The sequence below is a fragment of the Streptomyces sp. NPDC088762 genome (genome assembly GCF_044750905.1).
Lineage (GTDB): Bacteria > Actinomycetota > Actinomycetes > Streptomycetales > Streptomycetaceae > Streptomyces.
In genome coordinates this window covers 94986-114305 of the sequence record NZ_JBIVKT010000019.1, presented here as the reverse complement: position 1 = coordinate 114305, position 19320 = coordinate 94986, and the positions used below count along the sequence as shown (strand labels likewise).

Genomic DNA, 19320 nt, shown 5'->3' with positions numbered 1-19320 from the left:
TGACTGAAGACCCCGCTTGGTTCAAATTTGAACCAAGCGGGGTTAGTCTTTTCGTGCGGACCGCGACCCTGCAGCCACGACGGAGGAGCGCCCCCATGACCCCTGGACCCCCCACCTCACCGGCCGCGACCCCGCGCGGGGCCCGCATGCCGGCCCTCTACCTCAGCCACGGCGCCCCGCCGCTCGCCGACGACCCGGTCTGGCCGGGCGAACTGGCCGCCTGGTCCGCGAGCCTTCCGCGCCCGACGGCGATCCTGATGGTCTCCGCCCACTGGGAGGAGGCCCCGCTCGCCCTCGGCGCCACCGAAACGGTCCCGCTCGTCTACGACTTCTGGGGATTCCCCGAGCACTACTACCGGGTCCGCTACGAGGCCCCGGGCGCCCCGCAGCTCGCCGCCTCGGTCCGCGCGCTCCTCCAGGCCCCCGGCACCCCCGTCCAGGACATCCCGGACCGCGGCCTGGACCACGGCGCGTACGTCCCCCTGGTCGAGATGTTCCCCGGGGCCGACATACCGGTCCTCCAGATGTCCATGCCCACCCTCGACCCGCGCCGCCTGATGGACATCGGCCGCAAGCTGGCGCCCCTCCGCGACGAGGGCGTCCTGATCGTCGGGAGCGGCTTCTTCACCCACAACCTTGCCGCCCTGCGGCACGCGGGCGTCCCCGCCTGGTCGGCGGAGTTCGACGCCTGGGGCCACGAGGCCCTGGCGGCCGGCGACCTGGACTCCCTGCTCGACTTCGAGGCCAAGTCCCCCTCCGGCCGCTTGGCCCACCCCCGCACGGAACACTTCGCCCCGCTGTTCGTCACCCTCGGCGCCGCGGAAGCCTCGGGCGACCTCACCGCCCGCCGGGACACGGTGGACGGCTTCTGGATGGGCCTCTCGAAGCGGTCCCTCCAGTTCGGCTAGTCCAGGCAACCAGAAGCCGGTGGGGGCCGTCTTCAGGGTGGGAGTGCAGCCCCGGGCGGCGCTGTTCCGGGTGAAGACGGTCGTGCCGGACGTGACGGCGGTCTCTCGGACGCCGTGGTCGTACGCCTCCGCGAGAGCCGCCAGGCCGTCTCCGTTCCGGGCCTGACCTGCACCTCTTCGTGTCCTTGCGGCACTCTGCGCCCTCTCGCGGCGGGGCAGGATACTGCAAGATCGCGAAAAAGAGGGGGCGACGTGGGAATTCTGTCCCGATTCCAGTCGTTGTTTCCTTCGGATGCGGGCACTCGGGAGAGTGTCCGGGGACGCCCCACCGCATCACCGGTGGCGTCCGGCAGCCGCACCGCGACCGAACTCATCGCAAGGGAGCACGCATGGCAACCCGCGCCGTCGCCCGCAGTCAGTCCACGAGCAGCGCTCGCGCTGCCGGCGGGGAGATCGCAGACCGCGACCTGGTCGGCATGTACCTGGACGAGATCGCGCGCACCCCGCTGCTCGACGCCGCCAAGGAAGTGGAGCTCTCCCAGATCATCGAGGCGGGCGTCTACGCCCAGCAGATCCTCGACGGGCTGGTCGAGAGGTCCGGGAAGACCCCTTCCCGCGAGGAGCTGGAGGCCGTGGCCGCCGAAGGCGAGCGCGCCAAGGAAATCTTCATTCGCTCCAACCTCCGCCTCGTGGTGGCCGTCGCCCGCCGCTACCCGCGCAGCGGTCTGCCGCTCCTCGACCTGATCCAGGAGGGCAACGCCGGCCTGGTCCGGGCGGTCGAGAAGTTCGACTACACCAAGGGCTTCAAGTTCTCCACGTACGCGACGTGGTGGATCCGCCAGGCGATCACCCGCTCCATCGCGGACCAGTCCCGCACCATCCGCCTCCCCGTCCACCTGGTCGAGGAGCTCGGCCGGATCCGCCGCGTCCAGCGCGAGTTCAACCGGGAGAACGGCCGCGACCCGGAGCACGCCGAGATCGCCGCCGAGCTGGACACCACGGAGAAGCGGGTGGGTGACGTACTGGACTGGGCGCGCGACCCGGTCAGCCTCAACATGTCGGTGGACGACGAGGGCGACACGCAGTTCGGCGACCTGCTGGAGGACACCTCCGCGATATCCCCGGAGCAGTCCGTCCTCTCCCTGCTGCGCAGCGAGGAGCTGGAGGACCTGCTCGGCAAGCTCGACCAGCGCACCGCGTCGATCATCAAGATGCGGTACGGGATCGACGACGGCCGCGAGCGGACCCTCACGGAGGTCGGCAAGCAGCACGGTCTGACCCGGGAGCGGATCCGGCAGATCGAGAAGCACGCGCTGCTGGAGCTGAAGCGAATGGCGCGCGACACGGGCTTCGACGCCGTGGCCTGACCCGCCCCCGAACGAGCCCCGGTGCCTCCCCCCCCCAGGCGCCGGGGCTCCCCCCTACCCGGGTCCCCCAGTGGCGGGGGCGCCAACGCAGCGGCCTCCGGCCGCCCCGGGGCTCCGCCCCGTACCCCGCGCCTCAAACGCCGGCGAGGCTGTACTTGCCCCCGGCGGCGCCTCAAACGCCGGCGGGGCTGGATGCGCCGCGAACCAGGCGGACGGCAGGTGCGAAATCCAGCCTCTCCAGGCCCGAACGAGGCGGACGGCAGGTGCCAAATCCAGCCTCTCCAGGCCCGAGCCAGGCGGACGGCAGGAGCAAAATCCAGCCCCTCCGGCGTTTGAGGAGCGGGGTACGGGGCGGAGCCCCGGAGCTTTGAGCCGCGCGTGCGCTGCCCGCGGTGCGGCGAGGCGCGGGGCATGGGGCGGAGCCCCAGGAGCCCCAGGAGGCCAGGTCAGGCCGCGGTCAGGCGGGCGCCGAGTTCGCGGGCCGCCGCCGCGAGGACCGGCGGGCCGTGGACCGTGAAGGACAGGCCCGACAGGGCGAGACGGGCCGCCAGCCACTCGGGCGCGTCCCCGCTGTCGAAGCGGACCAGGGTCCGCGCCCCGTCGCCCGGCACGGCCATGGACCGCAGCCACTCCGGCAGCGCCCCCGGCTCCGCCGCGAAGCTGACCTCCACCGCGTACGTCTCCCCGCCCCGCAACCCCCTGCGTACGAACGCGACCGGATCCATCGGCAGCTCCCGCGGAGCGAACCGCGCCCCCGTGGCGAACGCCTCCGCCACCCGGTCCACGCGGAACGTCCGCCAGTCCTCCCGCTCCAGGTCGAAGGCCACCAGGTACCACCGGCTCCCCGTGCTCACCAGCCGGTACGGCTCCACCAGCCGCCGCGACCGCGCCCCGTCCCCCGCCCGGTAGGCGAACCGCAGCCGCTCCGGCCCCGCCACCGCCGAAGCCATCGTCGTCAGCGTGTGCGGATCCACGCTCGCCCCGTCCCCCCGGGTCAGCGCACTCGTGGCCGACTGCAGCGCGCTCACCCGGTGCCGCAGCCGCGACGGAAGGACCTGCTCCAGCTTGGCCAGGGCCCGTACGGAGGCCTCCTCCACCCCCTCGATCGCATGCCCGGCACCCGCCCGCAGCCCCACCGCGATCGCCACCGCCTCCTCGTCGTCCAGCAGCAGCGGCGGCATGGCCGCCCCCGCCACCAGCCGGTACCCGCCCTCCGAGCCCAGCGTGGACTCCACCGGATACCCGAGGTCCCGCAGCCGCTCGATGTCCCGTCGGATGGTGCGCGAGCTCACCCGCAACCGCTCCGCCAGCTCGCTCCCGGGCCACTCGCGCGGGGTCTGGAGGAGGGACAGCAGGGAGAGGAGCCGTGCCGGGGTGTCGGTCATGCGCTCAGATTGCCAGCGAAATAGGACACGTGTTGACCTACTTCCCGTCTAGGTTTCTCTCCATGACCACCGAGACACCCAGGAAATCGCCCGAAAGTGAGAACGGGCCCGTACGAGAAGAAGAGCGGACCGACGCAGCCACACCCAGCCCGCAAGCACCGGCGACCCCGGCCGACCGCCGCCGCTGGCTGGCGCTCGCCATCGTGATGACCGCGGCCTTCATGGACCTGGTCGACGTCACGATCGTCAACATAGCGATACCCAGCATGCGCCAGAACTTCGGTGCCTCCACCAGCGCCATCCAGTGGATCACCGCCGGCTACGCCCTCGCCTTCGCCGCCGGTCTCATCACGGGTGGCCGTCTCGGTGACATCTACGGCCGCAAGCGCCTCTTCCTCATCGGCATCGCCGGCTTCACCGCCGCCTCGCTGCTCTGCGGCATCGCGGCGAACCCCTCCATGCTCGTCGCCTCCCGCATCCTCCAGGGCGCCATGGCGGCGATGATGGTCCCGCAGGTGCTGGCGATCATCCACGTGACCTTCCCGCCGCACGAGCGCGGCAAGGTCTTCGGCATGTTCGGCGCGATCGTCGGCCTCGGCGCCGTCTCGGGCCCGATGCTCGGCGCGCTGCTCACCGAGTGGAACCTCTTCGGCCTCGAATGGCGCCCGATCTTCCTGATCAACCTGCCCGTCGGCATCGCCGGCGTGCTCCTGGGCCGCACGTTCATCACCGAGTCCAAGGCCCCCCAGGCCCTGCGCCTCGACCTGGTCGGCGTCGTGCTGGCCACCCTCGGCCTGGTCATGCTGATCTTCCCGCTCACCCACGGCCGGGAGAACCACTGGCCGCTGTGGGGCTTCGTGTCGATGGCGGCCGTGCCGTTCGTCTTCGCCGGCTTCATCGCGTACGAGAAGTACAAGATCCAGAAGGACGGCTCCCCGCTCGTCGAGCTCTCCCTCTTCAAGGTCAAGAGCTTCGCCGGCGGTATCGCCGTCCAGCTGACCTTCGGCATCGCGACCGGCATCTTCTTCCTGGTCTGGACGCTGTACATGCAGATGGGCCTCGGCTGGAGCGCCCTGCGCGCCGGCACCACCGGCATCCCCTTCTCGCTGGCCGTCTCGGCCTCCGCGGGCATGTCCGTCCAGAAGCTCGTCCCGCGCTTCGGCCGCAAGGTGCTCCAGGCGGGTGCCCTGATCATGGCGGCGGGTCTGCTCCTCTACATCTGGGAGTCCGGCCACTACGGCATGGAGATCGCCTCCTGGCAGATGGCGGCCCCGCTGGTCGTCATGGGCATCGGCATGGGCCTGATCGTCGCCCCGCTCACCGATACGGTGCTGTCCGAGGTGCCGCGCGAGCACGCCGGATCGGCCTCCGGTCTGATCAACACCACCGGCCAGATGGGCAACGCGCTCGGCCTCGGCCTGACCGCGGTCGTCTTCTTCGGGCTGATCGACGACGACATGGTCCTCGGGGCGCCGTACGTCGACGCCTTCCGCGGCGCGCTGTGGTGGGTCGTGGCCGTGCTGGTCGTGATCTTCTCGGTGATGTTCATGCTGCCGCGCAAGTCCATCCCGGTCGCGCAGCGCGAGGGGGGCGCCGAGCACGGCGGTCCCGTCGCCGAGAAGGTTCCGGTGGCCTGAGGTCCTTCGGTTCCCCCTCACGGACATGCCCGCTTCCGTTGGCCGGGCATGTCCGTTTCTCTTTGTTTTGGTCCCACTTTCGGCATATGGTAGGGAAAAGCAACAGAGACGGGCATCGAACGGAGGCGAATCCACATGTACGGGCCGGAGCGCCGGCAGGAGATCCTCCGCCTCGCCCATGAGGGCGGCCGGGTCGACGTGCTCTCCCTCGCCGACCGGTTCCAGGTGACGGCCGAGACCGTACGCCGCGACCTCAAGGCCCTCGACCGCGCCGGTCTGGTCCGCCGCGTGCACGGCGGGGCCATCCCGGCCGGCCGCCTCGACTTCGAGCCGGACCTCACCGAGCGCGAGACCACCGCCGCCGGGGAGAAAAACCGTATTGCCGCCGCCGCCCTGTCCGAACTCCCCGACGGCGGCAGCGTCGTCCTCGACGCCGGCAGTACGATCGCCCGCCTCGCGGCCGCGATCCCCGTCGACACCGCGCTCACCGTCGTCACCCACGCGCTGCCCGTCGCCGCCCGCCTCGCCGACCACACCGGCATCGACCTCCACCTCGTCGGCGGCCGCGTCCGCCACCGCACCCGCGCGGCCGTCGACGCCTGGGCCCTGCGCGCCTACGCCGAGATCCGCGCCGACGTCCTCTTCCTCGCGACCAACGGGTTCACGGCCGAAGGCGGCCTCACCACGCCCGATCTGGCCGAGGCGGCCGTCAAGCGCGCGGCGGTGGCCGCCGCCCGCCGCGTCGTGCTCCTCGCCGACTCGGCCAAGGCCGGACAGGAGCACTTCGCCCGCTTCGGCTCCTTCGCGGACGTCGACCTGCTCATCACGGACACGGGGCTCGCCCCCGCCCACAAGGCGGCGATCGAGGCCGCCGGTACGGAAGTCGTGCTCGTATGATCATCACCGTCACCCCCAACCCCTCCCTCGACCGGACCTACGAGGTCCCCGCGCTGGACCGCGGCGAGGTCCTGCGCGCCACCGGCGAACGGGTGGACCCCGGGGGCAAGGGCGTGAACGTCTCCCGCGCGGTGGCCGCCGCCGGGTTCCGTACGACGGCGGTCCTCCCGCTCGGCGGCGCCGCGGGCACCCTGCTCGCGGAACTCCTCACCGCGGAGGGCGTGGACGTCACGGCCGTCTCGATCGTCGGCCGGACCCGCTCGAACATCTCGATCGCCGAACCGGACGGCACCCTCACCAAGCTCAACGCCCCCGGCCCGGAACTCACTCGGGAGGAAACCGCCCTCCTCCTGGACACGGTCGGCGCCTGCGCCGGGGACGCCGCCTGGATCGCCTGCTGCGGCAGCCTCCCGCCCGGCCTGGGCCCCGCCTGGTACGCCGAGCTCGTGGACCGCGCCCACGCCTCCGGCGCCCGCATCGCCCTGGACACCTCGGGCCCGGCCCTCCCGGCCGCCCTCCGCGCCCGACCCGAGGTCATCAAGCCGAACGCGCAGGAACTCGCCGAAGCGGTCGGCCGGCCCCTGGCCACCCTCGGCGACGCCGTCAAGGCCGCCGAAGAGCTGCGCTCCCTGGGCGCGGGCGCCGTACTGGCCTCCCTCGGCGGGGACGGCCAGCTCCTCGCATCCGCGGAGGGCACCTACTACGGCACGGCGCCGGTCGCCCCGGACCGGGTCCGCAGCAACGTCGGGGCGGGCGACGCGGCCCTGGCCGGCTTCCTGATCGCGGGAGGCGCCGGCCCCGACGCCCTCGCCTCGGCCCTGTCCCACGGCGCGGCCGCGGTCCAGCTCCCCGGCAGCGCCATGCCGACCCCCTCGGACCTGCGCCCCGAAGCGGTCCGTATCACCCGGGACCTGCCCCTGGACCTCCTGTTGTCCGCCGGGCCGGGAAAGGCCGCCGGTACGGCCTGACGGGCGGTCTCCCCGCCCGCGCCGTCACCTGACCGGCGCTCTCACCTGACCGGCGCTCTCACCGGACCCGCGCGCGGAGCTCCATCGCCTCGCGCGCGGCCTCCTCGCTCTCGTACACCTCGCACATGTGCCGCCCGTCCGGGGTCGCCGTGTGCTCGACCTCCCACAGGCTGACCTCGCGCCCGTCCAGAAGGACGAAGGCGTGCTCGTACAGGCTGAAACCGGCGTCCCGCCCGTCCGACCGGCACTGCCGCGGCCCGAACGCCTGCGTGATCTGGTGGCCGTACGCCGAACGCAGCAGCGCCGCCACCGTCTCGCCGGGCCGGTCCGCGTTCTCCGCGCGCCGCAGCACCCGCCGGGCGTGGTCGGCGGACTGCTCCACCGCGTACTCCCGGTGGCGCCCCACCGAGGCCGAAGCCGCCAGCAGCGCGCTCAGCCCCGACACGTCATCCTGGTCCCCCTCGTCGTCGCCGAGCGGCTGCGCCGGATCCAGGACCGTCTCGGCGGCGGCCTCCCCGAACAGCCGGGACACGGCCAGACAGGTCTCCGCCTTGCTCGCGAAGACCTCGTGACGTACCGTCCGGTCGCCCTCCTGCCGGTACGTCAGCTCCCACAGCGACACCGCACCGCCGTCGGCCAGCAGGTAGGTGTGCCGGCGGATCTCCCGCCAGACCCCCGCCGCCGGGATCCGGTGGGTGGTGCAGAGCGAAGAGCTGTGGGCGAGCGCCGTGCCGAGGCGCTCGACCAACCGGTCCGGAAGGTCGAAGGAGTTCAGGGCGCGGCCGAGGAGTCGGCCGAGGTGCGCCTCGGTTGTCTCGTACGGATCGCTCAAGGTGGGTCTCCAGGCCGTCGCAGCTTGTGACTTCGCGGAAGCTCAACGTAGCCCCTGGCTCTGACATCACGTCCGGGGTTCGGTAAAACGTCCGGGAAGCATCAGGGGTTCCCGCCACCCCTTCAGGTCAACTTGCGTACGAATGGGCATGGTCAGGTCCGCTCCGTGGGGGAGCGCGGGACCATGGGCCGCATGGCAACGAACACAGTGGGCGTCCCCCGCCAGCAGGGACGGCCCGGCAGTCGACACCAGAGCGAACAGGAAGCGGTGCCCCGGGGGTTGGCCTGGCTCCTGGTCCTCACCGGGGCGGCCGGGGTGCTGGCCTCCTGGGTGATCACCCTGGACAAGTTCCTCCTGCTGGAGGACCCGGACTTCAAGCCCGCCTGCAGTCTCAACCCGGTCGTCTCCTGCGGCAGCGTGATGCAGAGCGAGCAGGCGGCGGCCTTCGGCTTCCCCAACCCCATGCTCGGGCTGGTCGCGTACGCCGTCGTAGTGTGCGTCGGCGCCGGCCTGCTGGCCGGCGCCCGCTACCGGGGCTGGTTCTGGCTGGGTCTGAACGCCGGCACCGTCTTCGGCGTCGGATTCTGCAGCTGGCTGATGGTGCAGTCGCTGTACGAGATCAACGCGCTCTGCCTGTGGTGCTGCCTGGCCTGGGTGGCCACCCTGCTGATGTTCTGGGCGGTCACCGCGTACAACGTCCGTACGGGCGTCCTGCCCGCTCCCGGCCCGGTACGGGGCTTCTTCACCGAGTTCGGCTGGGCCCCGCCCGCCCTGCACATCGGGGTGATCGGCATGCTCGTCCTGACCCGGTGGTGGGACTTCTGGACCGGGTGAGCGCGGACGGCGCCGACGGCGCGGCACGTGCGAGGGCCCCGGCAGCTGGACGCTGCCGGGGCCCTCGTCACCTCGCTCCCCGCAGGGGAGCGGAACGTCAGCTGCCGGCCGAGACGTTGCCCGACAGGACCGGGATGTTGCTGAGGATGTGCGAGAGCGTCTCGTCACCCTTCGCCTGGGTGGAGTTCTCGGCGCACTGCTGGTTCTGCGGGTTGGACGCGATCGGGATGTCCTGGACACCGATGTTGAGCAGGGCGACCAGCGACTGGGCGTTGACCTTGGCCGGCAGGCCGATGCAGGGCTTGTTGAGGGTGCCCTGGACCAGGCCGAGCTGCGGGCTCATCTCGCCGTGGGTCTTCTGGTTGCCGTAGATCTGCTGGGAACCGTTGCCGTTGACGGTGGTGACGCCGTTGTCGTTCCCGATGGCCATGGCCGGGGCCGCAGCAGCAGCGCCCGCACCGACCGCAACGGCGGAGACCGCGGCGGCGGTCATGAACTTCTTGAACATCTTGATCCTTTTGTCGCACGAGTGCCCGCCAATGGAGCGCCCTGGTCAACTGCCCGATCAGGGGGTTGGTTCCGCTGCTTCACTCAAACGGCCTGCGGGGCACGAGGTTTTCCCCGGCCCGGGTGAGCGCCCTCCGGACGCCTGCGCGAAGCCCGTACGCAGCCCGCAACGGCTCAAGATCCGGTTGCGGTCCGTGCGAGGTGTTCGCACGGTGAGTAAGGAGCGGACCGCCCGGGTCCGCCGTGTGTCCCCACGCGTAAGGAACCCCCATGCACCGCACGAAGCCGTCCCGCGCCCGCCTCCTTGTCCCCTCGGCTCTCGCCGTCGCCATACTGACCGGCGCGGCGGCCCCCGCGAGCGCCCTCGACGACGGATCGCGTGCGGCGCCCGCCAAGGCGGCCGCGGCCGCCGGTCCGGTCGACGACCTCATCAAGAGCATCCTGGACCAGATCAAGGCGCTGCTGCCGCCGGGCATCAGCCTGCCGCCGATCAACATCCCGGAGATCAAGCTTCCCGAGATCAAGCTGCCGGAGATCCCGGGAGTGGAACTCCCGAAGATCCCCGGCGTGGAGCTCCCGAAGCTGCCGCCGCTCGTACCGCCCACGCTGCCCGATCCGGCGGCGCCGGTGGAACTGGTGCCGGAGATCCCCGAGATCCCGGACGTCGAGATCCCGGACTTCGAGGTCCCCGGCCTCCAGGACGCACAGAGAGGCTCTTCGTAACGGCACCGGGTGGTACCGCGGTTACGGCGATTGAGCTGAACAGGTCGGATCGCGGACCAACCCGTGTCGTCAGGGGACGCTGGGCCGTTTCGCTCGGTGTGAGCCCCGCATCGGGGCAGGACATCGAACAGAAGGTGCACTTCCCATGAACTCTGCCAAGAAGGCCGCCCTGGTTCTGGCCACCGCCGGTCTCGCCGCGGCCGGCGCCGCCGGCTCCGCCGTCGCCGACTCGACGGCCGAGGGTGCGGCCGTGGGTTCCCCCGGTGTCATCTCCGGCAACCTGGTCCAGGTCCCGGTCCACATCCCCGTCAACGTGTGCGGCAACACCGTGAACATCATCGCGCTGCTGAACCCCGCGTTCGGCAACGTCTGCGTCAACGACTGACGACGCGGCACACGCGACAGTGGGCGCCCCGGCCTCGCCGGTGGCGCCCACTGTCTTGTCCGGGTGTCCCTCCGCGAGGGACCGGCTCAGCCGTTGCCGCCGCCGTTGAGGTGCACACCGCCGAGCATCGGGGACGACTGGGTGGCGCCGTTCGCGAGACCCAGCACGTGACCGGGTACGTCGTTGCGGACCTTGTTGACCTTCTGGACGGTGCCGACGACCTTGTTGATGCCCTCGCCCTGCTCGGCCAGCCCGGCGCCCACGGTCTGCGGGAGCTGGTCGGTGACCGGGACCAGGGAGTCCAGGGTCTCCGTCACCCCGCTGGTCAGGCTCATGGGCGGCATCGGGGGCTGGGCCTCGGCCGCGAAGGCGGGAGCCGAGGCGCCGAGGGCGGCGACGGATCCGGCGACGACAGCGGCGACCTTCTTGAGCTTCATTGTCAGAAATCCTCTTCTATTTCGTGGACAGAGGGTCAGCGGCGACCGTCGCGCCGCTTTCGCACTGCTAACGATTCCCTCCCGATACGGAAACGCGCTCGGGGGTGACGGGGAACGCGGGCATGACAGCGGCCGGAGAATCCGACAAGGGATTCTCCGGCCGATATTTCTTCTGATTACCGGTAAGGCCGGTCAGGCGATACGCGACCGCCGGTAAAGAATCGCGCCGCCCAGGATCAGGGCCGTGGCGAGGGCTGCCGCGGCCGCGGGCTGGCCCGCACCCGTCTCGGCCAGCATGGGCGCGCTCACGTGCGCCGGCGCGGGGGCCTCGGGCTGCTGCGCCGGGACGGGCGCGGGAGCCGGTGCGGGTGCCGGAGCCGGCGCCGGGGCGGGCGCCGCGGGCAGGTGGACGGGGAGGTCACCGGCGGGGGCGGCCGGGGGCTGGTCGGCCGGCGCCGGGGCCGGGTGTTCCACGGGCTGGCTCCCGTGCGGGGGCCGGACGGGAGCGTCCTCCCAGACGGGGGGAGCCTCCGGTGCGGGCGCCGGCGCCGGCAGCGTTACGGGCGCCTCCTCGACCGGCGCGGGGACGGGCTGCTCCTCCCCGGGCGGCGCGGGCGCCTCCTCGACGGGGACCGGGGCCGGGCGGGGCTCCGGCATCGGGCGTTCCGGCGCGGGGGGCGCGTGCTGCGCCGGCGGCGTGGCCGCGGGGTGGTCGTCGCACTCCTCCCCGCCCTGCTCCTCGTGCCGCTCCTCGCCCGGACCGCCGTAGCCGCCCTGGTGGTCCGCGCCGCCTTCGTGGTGCGCACCGTCCTCGTGGTGCGCGCCGCCCTGGTGGTCCGCGCCGCCCTGGTGGTCCGCGCCGTCTTCGTGGTGCGCGCCGCCCTGGTGGTGCGGTTCCTCGCGGGGCTGTTCCGCCGGCTGCTCGTGCTGCTGCTCGTGCTGGTGTTCCCGGGGCTGCTCGTCGTGCTGCCCTTCACCGGGGCCGTCGTAGCCGCCCTGGGGGTGCGGTTCCTCCCGGCGCTGCTCCGGCACCGCGTGGTGCCCCTCGCGCTCCTGCAGGTAGCGCTCGAAGGCCTCGGCGTTCTCGGGGCTGAGGTAGCGCCCGTAGTCGTAGCCGTCGTCGGTGTGCGAACCGGTCGACGTGGCGCACGTGTTCCCCATCGCGGGGTTGAGCGCCGCACCGCCGTCCACACTGTTCCCGCACACGTTCGGCGCGAAGGTGACCGGTACCGAGACGCTGTTGCCTGCCAGCACACCCGGCGAATGCGAGGCCTCGGCCGTCGCTCCGGGGTGTGCGTAGGCCGCGCCGGCCGCGATCGAGAGCAGGCTCGAAGCGGCCGCCGCCGTGAGCATCCCCTTGCCCAGTACCTGTCGGCTCAGTACCTGTCGCATGGGTCCTTCCCTGTCTACCGGCACGGACGCCGGTGCTGAATCGAAGGTGGCCCCGAAGTGCACCGCCGTGCACTCCGAGGCCACCCCGAGGAGGTCTGCCCTTGCGGGCGCAAGCGCTGCGTCAGTGGTTGATGCAGACGTTGCCGAACGCGGGGTTCAGCAGCGCGATGATGTTCACGGTGTTGCCGCACACGTTGATCGGCACGTGGACCGGGACCTGGATCAGGTTGCCCGAGATGACACCGGGGGAGCCGGCGGCGGTGCCCACGGCCTCGGAGTCGGCCATGGCGGGGGCGGCGGCACCGGCGGCCATCAGAACACCGGCGGCCAGAACCACTGCCTTCTTGTACGTCATTTGAATTCTTTCCTTCCCGCAGAGGCGTATCCACTGCAGAAACAACAACGAGTGGCCGGGTAAAAAGAAACCGCACTTTTTCGGCGGTCGGCCGGTAATTCACCCCAACGCTCTGTGCGAATTCGAGGTGGTGTCCGGCGCATTTGATTCGCCATGAGAAAGGCCGCGGTCGGGCCTTGAACGCGGCGAGGCCGCCGCGACCCGGAGGTGCGCGACGGCCTCGCTGGCGCGGGCCTCGGGTCAGCTGCCCTGGGACACGTTGCCGGAGAGGACCGGGATGTTGTCGAGGATGTGCGAGAGCGGCTCGTCACCCTTGGCCTGGGTGGAGTTCTCGACGCACTGCTGGTTCTGCGGGTTCGACAGGACCGGGATGTCCTGGACACCGACGTTGACCAGGGCGAGCAGAGACTGCACGTTGGCCTTGGCGGGCAGGGCGATGCAGGGCTTGTTGAAGGAGCCCTGGATCAGCGCCATCTGGGGGCTCATGTTGCCGTAGGTGGCCTGGTTGCCGTAGATCTGCGCGGCGCCGTTGCCGTTGACCGTCTTGATGCCCTCGTCGTTCCCGATGGCCATCGCCTGCGGAGCCATCGCGGCGCCCATGCCCACGACCGAGGCCGCAACCGCTGCCGTTGCCATCATCTTCTTGATCATTGTCGTCCCTTTTTTGCAGGATTGCCCGGTGCTGGAGCACCCGGATCAACGCCTCGCCACCGGTTCCGGTTGCGTGACTTCACCCGGATGCCGCCGTTTCGTACGGCGTGGTTGACGCTCAGGCGTTCACGCAGGTGTTGCCGAACGCGGGGTTCAGGATCCCGATGATGTTCACGGAGTTGCCGCACACGTTGATCGGGATGTGGATCGGCACCTGGACCACGTTGCCGCTCAGGACGCCGGGGGACCCGGCCGCGACGCCGTGCGCCGATGCGTCCGCGGAGGCGACGCCCGCGCCGCCGAGCAGCAGGGCGGCGCCCGCGACGGCCAGGGCGGTGCTGCGTGCCAGCATCTTCTTCATCTCCGTTTTTCCTTTCGCTTCGAACAATGGTGCACCTCTTAACGACTCGCCCGCTTCGAGGGTGCGTGTCATCGCCCAAAAGGCCGTACGAGCGAGTCCGACGTGATTTCCAGCCCGATTTCTGACAAAGTTCACTCCTGTTTTGTCCCCTTGATCGAAAATGGAGACAGGGTCATGGGCATGGGTTCCTCCCGCAGAATCCTCGGCACGCTCGGTCTGCTGTCCTGCCTCGCACTTTCCGGGAACGTTCCGGCGGCGGCCGCAGCCCCGGCTCCCAAGGAATTGCCCCGCCTTCCGTTCACCCAGCGTTACCAGGCCGTGCAGCACGGCGGGCTGGTGCGCGCCTCCAACTCCGGGATCAGCTGCCGCCGGGAGGAGTCGCCGCAGGCGGAGCCGTGCGCCGACGTGAAGCGGGGTGCGGCCGGGGTGAACAGCGACTTCGAGATGTTCTACAGCGAGGTCGACAAGGATCCGGACACCTACAACTCCACCCGGGCCGAGCTCAAGGTCCCGCAGGGCGCGAAGGTCTCCTACGCCCGGCTCTACTGGGGCGGGAACCTGCGGGTGGGCGAGCAGAAGCCGCCCGAGGACAACGGCCGGGTGCTGGTCGCCGAGCCGGGCGGCTCGTACAAGGAGGTCATCGCCGACACGGTGATGGGCCACCGCTCGGACGCGGGCAGCGACGCCTACCAGGCCTCGGCCGATGTGACCCCGCTGGTGCGCAAGGGCGGCGCGGGGATGTGGACGGTGTCCCAGCTGAACATCGCCATGGGCCACTCCGAGGTGGGGGCCTGGGGCGGCTGGACCCTGGTCGTCGCCTACGAACACCCGCAGGAGCCGGTGCGCCGGATCTCCGTGTGGGACGGCTTCGAGGGGCTCGCCGGCCGCCCGGGCGCCGGGGACGCCCTGGTCGAGTTGGAGGGCCTGGACGCACCGGCCGGGTCGGCGGGGAAGGTCGGTGTCGTCGCCTATGACGGGGACCGGGGCACCCTCGGTGACTCACTCACGGTGACGGCCGACAGTGGCCGCCGGGTCAGTCTCAGCGATGCAGAAAATCCTTTTAATGATGTTATGAATTCCACCATCACGGAATTCGGGCATCAAACGTCCGTACGGCAGCCGGATTATATGAATAATCTCGGATATGACGCGGACGTGTACGACCTGAGTCCGGCCCTGTCCGGTGGCGCCCGCAGTCTGAGTTTCAGGTTCACGGGTGAAGGTCAGGGTCATTTCCTCGGTGTGCTCTTCGTTCAGACAGACGCGCGCCGCTGAACGCAGGAGACCACTGCTCGTGCCCACACAGCATGGGGCCGCACAGCCCACGACCGTCCTCCATCTCACCCAGCCCGTCGAGGGCGGTGTCGCACGCGTCGTCCTCGACCTCGTCCGCGCACAGGCCGCGGCGGGCCTGCGCCCCGTCGTCGGCTGCCCGGCCGGCGGCATGCTCGCCGCCGCCGCCCGGGAAGCGGGCGCCGAGGTGCTCACCTGGCGTGCCGGACGGGCCCCCGGGCCCGGACTTCCCGCCGAGGTGATGGGTGCCCGGAAACTGCTCCGCCGGGTCGGCCCCGACCTCCTGCACGCCCACAGCGCCAAGGCCGGACTGGCCGGCCGGCTCGCCGCCCGCGGCCGCGTACCCACCGTCTTCCAGCCCCACGCCTGGTCCTTCGACGCCGTCGGCGGAGCCACCGCCGCACTCGCACTGCGCTGGGAGAGGTACGGCGCGCGGTGGGCCGACCGGGTGCTCTGCGTCAGCGAGGCCGAGCGCCGCGCCGGTGAGTCCGAGGGGATCGCCGCCCGCTGGTCGGTGATCCGCAACGGCGTCGACCTCGACCACTTCGGGCCGGGAGCCCCCGGCCCCGGCCAGGACAAAGCCCGCGCGCGAGCCGAACTGCCGCTGCCCGAAGCCTTCCGGGGCGACGGACCGCTCGCCGTCTGCGTGGGCCGCATCTGCCTCCAGAAGGGGCAGGACATCCTGCTGCGGGCCTGGCCGGAGGTGCTGGGCACCGTCCCCGACGCCCGTCTGGTCCTCGTCGGCGACGGCCCCGACACCGAGCGGCTGCGCCGAACCGCGGCGCTGTCCGGCACGAGCGTGTTCTTCGCGGGCGCCGCATCCGACATCCGACCGTGGCTTCGGGCCGCCGATCTCGTTGTACTGCCGTCGCGGTGGGAAGGCATGGCGCTCGCCCCGCTCGAAGCCATGGCCTGCGGTCGCCCGGTCCTGGTCTCCGACGTCAGCGGTGCGCGGGAGAGCCTGCCGCCCGGCCAGGGACGGCTGTGCCTGGTACCGCCGGAGGACCCGACGGCGCTGGCCAAGGCCCTGGGACGGCTGCTCGCCGAACCGCGGCTGCTCGCCGAACTCGGGGAGCAGGCCCGGCAACACGCCCGGACCGACTTCGACGTGCGGCGGACCACGGACGCGGTCACCGGCCTGTACCACGAACTGCTGGGCAGGCCCCGGCCCATGAACCAGGAGCGCATCAGCCGATGACGATGGACAGCGCACCCGCCCGGCCCACCGCGCAGGGCGGCACGGGGCCCGCCGGCGGCAGCGCCTTCGCGCCCGCGCCACTCAGCGGAGCCCGCCGTTCCGCGACCGCCATCCACCCTCCGCGCGGACCCAGGGCCGAACAGGCCCGCCCCGCCGCACGCGTGCGGCGGGTCCGCCGCAGGGACGGTGTGCTCCCGCTGCTCACCGCCGACGCGCTGGCCGCCGTACTCACCGCGACGGCCCTGCCCGCAGGGGCCATGCCGCTGCTCGCCGCCGTGCCCCTCGCCCTCCTGCTCGCCGCCCTGCACGCGCAGGCCGGGCTGTACCGGCCGCGGCTGGCGCCCTCGGCCCTGCTCGAACTGCCCGCGCTGGCCGGACGGGCCGCCGTCCTGTGGTGCGGGACCGGCGCGGTCGTGGCCGCGGTGGACCCGGGCCGGGCCCTGGGCTGGAGCGTGCTGCTCACCGCCGTGTGCCTGCAGGCCGTACTGGCCTGCGCGGGACGCGGGTCCGTCAACCGGCTCCACCGGCGCGCCACCGTCCGCAGGCCCGCCTCCGCCCTCGTCGTCGGACCCGGCACCGGGGCGGCCGCGGTCGCCGCCGCCCTGCACGGCCGCCCCGAGTACGGGCTGCGCCCCGTCGGGCTCGCCGACACCGCCGCGGCCGAAGGCGCCGACAGCGGCGTCATGCCGGTGCTCGCCACCCACGAGGACATCCGGCGGGCGGTCATCCAGAACTCCGTGCGCCACGCCGTCTTCACCCGCCCGCCCGAAGCCGACGAACGCACCGCCTCCCTGGTCCGGCTCTTCCACGACCACGGCTGCCGGCTCTGGCTCGCCGACCCGGCCGGCACCGCCAAGGTCACCGGCATGCGGGTGGCGCACCCCGCCGACCAGCTGTGGGGCTACGCCGTCCAGCCGCTGCTGCCCCGCCCGGCGCGGCCCCTCGAACGCTGGGCCAAGCGCGGCCTCGACGCCGTGCTCGCGCTCGTCGCCCTGGTCGCCGCCGCTCCCGTGATGGCCGCGTGCGCGCTCGCCGTACGGTTCTGCGACGGCCCCGGGGTGATCTTCCGGCAGGAGCGGGTCGGCCTGTACGGGCGACCCTTCACGCTGCTGAAGTTCCGTACGCTGCGCGCCGACGAGCACGAGTCCGCGACCCGTTGGACGGTCGCCGGGGACCGCGGGATGAGCCGGGTCGGCTCCTTCCTGCGCAAGTCCTCGCTGGACGAGCTGCCGCAGCTGTGGAACGTCGTACGGGGTGACATGAGCCTGGTCGGCCCGCGGCCCGAACGGCCCTTCTTCGTCGCCAAGTTCACCACCGTCCACCCCGGGTACGAGGCCCGGCACCGGATGCCCGTCGGCATCACCGGCCTCGCCCAGATCAACGGGCTGCGCGGGGACACCTCCATCGAGGACCGGGCCCGCTTCGACAACCACTACATCGACACCTGGTCGCTGTGGCAGGACCTGTGGATCCTCGCCCGCACCGCGGCCTCCTTCTTCCGCTTCCGGCTGGGGGGCAGCTGATGAGCCTTGCCGTATCCGTGACCCGGGCCCGGCGCCCCGATGTGCCGGGGCTGCTGCGCGACCACTGGCCGCTGCTGCCGCTCGCCGCGACCGTGCTCTTCCTGCTCGCCCCGCTCCCGGCCGGGGACGCCACCGCCTCCGGGAAGGTCGGCCCGGCCGACGCGGCCTCGCTGGCGCTGGTGTTCGTCTGCGCGGTGCAGGCGCTGCGCGGCCGCGTGCGGGAGCTGACGCCGCTGGGCGTGCTCGTGCTCGGGCTGCCCGCCGTCGGGCTCGCCGTCGCGACGATGACCGCGGGGGATCCGTACGCCGCCCTGCCGGGCTTCGTGCGCTACCTCCAGGTCTTCGTTCTGGTCCCGGCGGCGGTGGTGCTGCTGGTGCGCGACGCGGCGGAGTTCCGGATCGCCGCCTGGTGCTTCGTGGTGCTGGCGCTGGTGCAGGGTGCGGTCGGGGTCGTGCAGTTCGTGACCCACACCGGGGCCTCGTACCAGGGCGAGGACATCCGGGCCGTGGGCACCTTCGGCCCCGGTGACGTCATGGGCATGGCCACGGTGGTGGCGTACGGGCTGGTGGTCGCCACAGCCGTCGCACTGGCGCCGGGGCTGCCGCAGCGGGTCCGGCGGATCGCCGGGGTCTCGGCGCTGGCGCTGGTGCTGCCGCTGGTCCTGTCCTTCAGCCGGGGGTCCTGGATCGCCACCCTCGGCGCGGCGGTGCTGGTGATGGCCATGGCCGGGATCCGGCGGGCGCTGAAGGTCCTCCTCGCGCTCACCGCCGCCGGGGTGGTCCTGGTGGGCGGGCTGGGCGTCGGCTCCGACATGGTCGCGGAGCGGCTGACCTCCATCACGCAGGTCTCCAGCGCCCCCGACCAGTCGGTGACCGACCGCTACACCATGTGGGCCGCCGCCGAGTCGATGTGGCGCGAGCGGCCCGCGGCCGGGGTCGGGCTCAAGGGCTTCCCGGCCCACCGCGACGGGCACTCCTCGCTGGGTCTCTCCTCCGGCAGCGACACCGCGGGCGCGGGGCAGGCGTACGTCCGCCAGCCGCTGCTCTCCCCGCACAACATGTACCTGCTGATCCTCAGCGAGCAGGGGCTGATCGGGCTGACCGCGCTCGCGGGCGGCTGGGCGGCGCTGCTGGTGGCGGGGCTGCGCCGGTACGCGTCGTCCGGCGGCGCCGGCGCGGCCGGTTCGGTCAGGGACTGCGGGCTGGTGGCGACCGGCCTGTTCGTGTGGCAGCTCACCGACTTCCTCTACGCGGACATCGGCGGCCCGTCCACCGTCCTGACCGGGGTGATCATCGGCCTGGCGGCCTGGTGGGCCCTCCCCTCCCCGGCCGACGCGGTCGGCACCGGCACGGCCGTACGGGCCGCCTCCGGCGCCGGCGCTGGCATGCCGGCCGGGTACGGGGACCGCTTCGGCGCGGGCGTACGGGGCGCGGTCCCTGAGGGTTCGAGCGGCCGGTGACGGACACCACGCCCTGGCGGCCCGCCTCCGGCCCTCCGGCCGGGGCGGGCCCCGCCCGCGTACCGGGCGGCCCCGCCGACACCGGCACCGGGCCGGAGCCGGTCCCGGGCCCGCCCCGGGACCCGGTCCTGCCCGGCCGCCCCCCGGTTCCGCCGGACCCCGGCTTCGTCGCGACGGTCGCCCCCGAGTGGAACTCCGCCGCCGTGG

Annotated in this window: 20 protein-coding genes; 12 read left to right on the top strand and 8 right to left on the bottom strand. The window is 72.3% G+C overall.

The annotated features are described in order from the left end of the window. Positions 1-95: 95 nt before the first annotated feature. Together ACIP5M_RS31355 and ACIP5M_RS31350 are read left to right on the top strand one after the other, a co-directional pair. Positions 96-908: a dioxygenase gene (locus tag ACIP5M_RS31355; protein WP_401203013.1), complete on the top strand. Its 813-nt coding sequence runs from the start codon at positions 96-98 to the stop codon at positions 906-908. A 389-nt stretch (positions 909-1297) separates the two neighbouring features. Continuing rightward, positions 1298-2275 (top strand): RNA polymerase sigma factor RpoD/SigA, encoded by a 978-nt coding sequence (locus ACIP5M_RS31350; RefSeq protein ID WP_401203010.1) that lies wholly within the window; start codon positions 1298-1300, stop codon positions 2273-2275. A 446-nt stretch (positions 2276-2721) separates the two neighbouring features. Here the strand turns inward: ACIP5M_RS31350 and ACIP5M_RS31345 are convergent, their stop codons facing one another. Beyond that, positions 2722-3660, bottom strand: coding sequence for a helix-turn-helix transcriptional regulator (locus ACIP5M_RS31345; RefSeq protein ID WP_401203008.1), 939 nt, complete (start codon positions 3658-3660; stop codon positions 2722-2724). Positions 3661-3722: 62 nt separating this feature from the next. Between ACIP5M_RS31345 and ACIP5M_RS31340 the strand changes: the two genes are divergently transcribed. The 3 genes from ACIP5M_RS31340 (at position 3723) to pfkB (ending at position 7162) form a co-directional block, all read left to right on the top strand. Further along, complete coding sequence (locus tag ACIP5M_RS31340; RefSeq protein WP_401203005.1) at positions 3723-5297, top strand: MFS transporter; 1575 nt, start codon at positions 3723-3725, stop codon at positions 5295-5297. Positions 5298-5432: 135 nt separating this feature from the next. Further along, on the top strand, positions 5433-6194 hold the full coding sequence (locus ACIP5M_RS31335) for a DeoR/GlpR family DNA-binding transcription regulator (RefSeq protein WP_401203003.1): 762 nt from the start codon (positions 5433-5435) through the stop codon (positions 6192-6194). Next, a complete protein-coding gene (gene pfkB, locus ACIP5M_RS31330; protein ID WP_401203001.1) occupies positions 6191-7162 on the top strand; it encodes a 1-phosphofructokinase in 972 nt (323 codons plus the stop codon). Before ACIP5M_RS31335 ends, pfkB begins: the two co-directional genes overlap by 4 nt. A 58-nt stretch (positions 7163-7220) precedes the next feature. On the opposite strand, the gene ACIP5M_RS31325 is transcribed toward pfkB, so the two are convergent. After that, complete coding sequence (locus ACIP5M_RS31325; protein WP_401202998.1) at positions 7221-7994, bottom strand: DUF6227 family protein; 774 nt, start codon at positions 7992-7994, stop codon at positions 7221-7223. A gap of 192 nt (positions 7995-8186) precedes the next feature. Between ACIP5M_RS31325 and ACIP5M_RS31320 the strand changes: the two genes are divergently transcribed. Continuing rightward, entirely contained in the window at positions 8187-8828 is a 642-nt protein-coding gene (locus tag ACIP5M_RS31320; RefSeq protein WP_401202995.1) for a vitamin K epoxide reductase family protein, read from the top strand. A gap of 97 nt (positions 8829-8925) precedes the next feature. Here ACIP5M_RS31320 and ACIP5M_RS31315 read toward each other — a convergent pair whose 3' ends face one another. Further along, positions 8926-9336: a rodlin gene (locus ACIP5M_RS31315; RefSeq protein WP_401202994.1), complete on the bottom strand. Its 411-nt coding sequence runs from the start codon at positions 9334-9336 to the stop codon at positions 8926-8928. Positions 9337-9605: 269 nt separating this feature from the next. Between ACIP5M_RS31315 and ACIP5M_RS31310 the strand changes: the two genes are divergently transcribed. Both ACIP5M_RS31310 and ACIP5M_RS31305 read left to right on the top strand, forming a co-directional pair. Beyond that, positions 9606-10058 (top strand): hypothetical protein, encoded by a 453-nt coding sequence (locus ACIP5M_RS31310; RefSeq protein ID WP_401202991.1) that lies wholly within the window; start codon positions 9606-9608, stop codon positions 10056-10058. Positions 10059-10203: 145 nt separating this feature from the next. Beyond that, entirely contained in the window at positions 10204-10443 is a 240-nt protein-coding gene (locus ACIP5M_RS31305; RefSeq protein ID WP_401202989.1) for a chaplin, read from the top strand. Between the two features lie 86 nt (positions 10444-10529). On the opposite strand, the gene ACIP5M_RS31300 is transcribed toward ACIP5M_RS31305, so the two are convergent. The 5 genes from ACIP5M_RS31300 to ACIP5M_RS31280 all read right to left on the bottom strand — a co-directional run bounded on the left by ACIP5M_RS31300 (position 10530) and on the right by ACIP5M_RS31280 (position 13639). After that, positions 10530-10880: a hypothetical protein gene (locus ACIP5M_RS31300; protein WP_401202986.1), complete on the bottom strand. Its 351-nt coding sequence runs from the start codon at positions 10878-10880 to the stop codon at positions 10530-10532. A 192-nt stretch (positions 10881-11072) separates the two neighbouring features. After that, entirely contained in the window at positions 11073-12272 is a 1200-nt protein-coding gene (locus ACIP5M_RS31295; RefSeq protein WP_401202984.1) for a chaplin, read from the bottom strand. Between the two features lie 121 nt (positions 12273-12393). Beyond that, positions 12394-12627, bottom strand: a complete 234-nt coding sequence (locus ACIP5M_RS31290) for a chaplin (protein WP_401202982.1) — start codon at positions 12625-12627, stop codon at positions 12394-12396. 240 nt (positions 12628-12867) lie between these two features. Further along, the gene (locus ACIP5M_RS31285; protein ID WP_401202978.1) at positions 12868-13278 is read right to left on the bottom strand and encodes a rodlin; all 411 of its coding nucleotides are present in this window, start codon (positions 13276-13278) and stop codon (positions 12868-12870) included. Positions 13279-13396: 118 nt separating this feature from the next. Beyond that, positions 13397-13639, bottom strand: a complete 243-nt coding sequence (locus ACIP5M_RS31280) for a chaplin (protein ID WP_401202977.1) — start codon at positions 13637-13639, stop codon at positions 13397-13399. 174 nt (positions 13640-13813) lie between these two features. Here ACIP5M_RS31280 and ACIP5M_RS31275 point away from each other — a divergent pair, with 174 nt between their 5' ends. Genes ACIP5M_RS31275 through ACIP5M_RS31260 form a run of 4 tightly spaced genes read left to right on the top strand, consistent with a single transcriptional unit; the run spans position 13814 to position 19113 of the window. Further along, positions 13814-14914: a DUF3344 domain-containing protein gene (locus ACIP5M_RS31275; RefSeq protein WP_401202975.1), complete on the top strand. Its 1101-nt coding sequence runs from the start codon at positions 13814-13816 to the stop codon at positions 14912-14914. Between the two features lie 19 nt (positions 14915-14933). Then, the gene (locus ACIP5M_RS31270) at positions 14934-16130 is read left to right on the top strand and encodes a glycosyltransferase (RefSeq protein WP_401202972.1); all 1197 of its coding nucleotides are present in this window, start codon (positions 14934-14936) and stop codon (positions 16128-16130) included. Beyond that, on the top strand, positions 16127-17653 hold the full coding sequence (locus ACIP5M_RS31265) for an exopolysaccharide biosynthesis polyprenyl glycosylphosphotransferase (protein WP_401202970.1): 1527 nt from the start codon (positions 16127-16129) through the stop codon (positions 17651-17653). Before ACIP5M_RS31270 ends, ACIP5M_RS31265 begins: the two co-directional genes overlap by 4 nt. After that, positions 17653-19113 carry an O-antigen ligase family protein gene (locus ACIP5M_RS31260; RefSeq protein ID WP_401202967.1) on the top strand — a complete coding sequence of 487 codons (1461 nt, stop codon included), beginning with the start codon at positions 17653-17655 and terminating at the stop codon, positions 19111-19113. Before ACIP5M_RS31265 ends, ACIP5M_RS31260 begins: the two co-directional genes overlap by 1 nt. Positions 19114-19320: the final 207 nt, after the last annotated feature.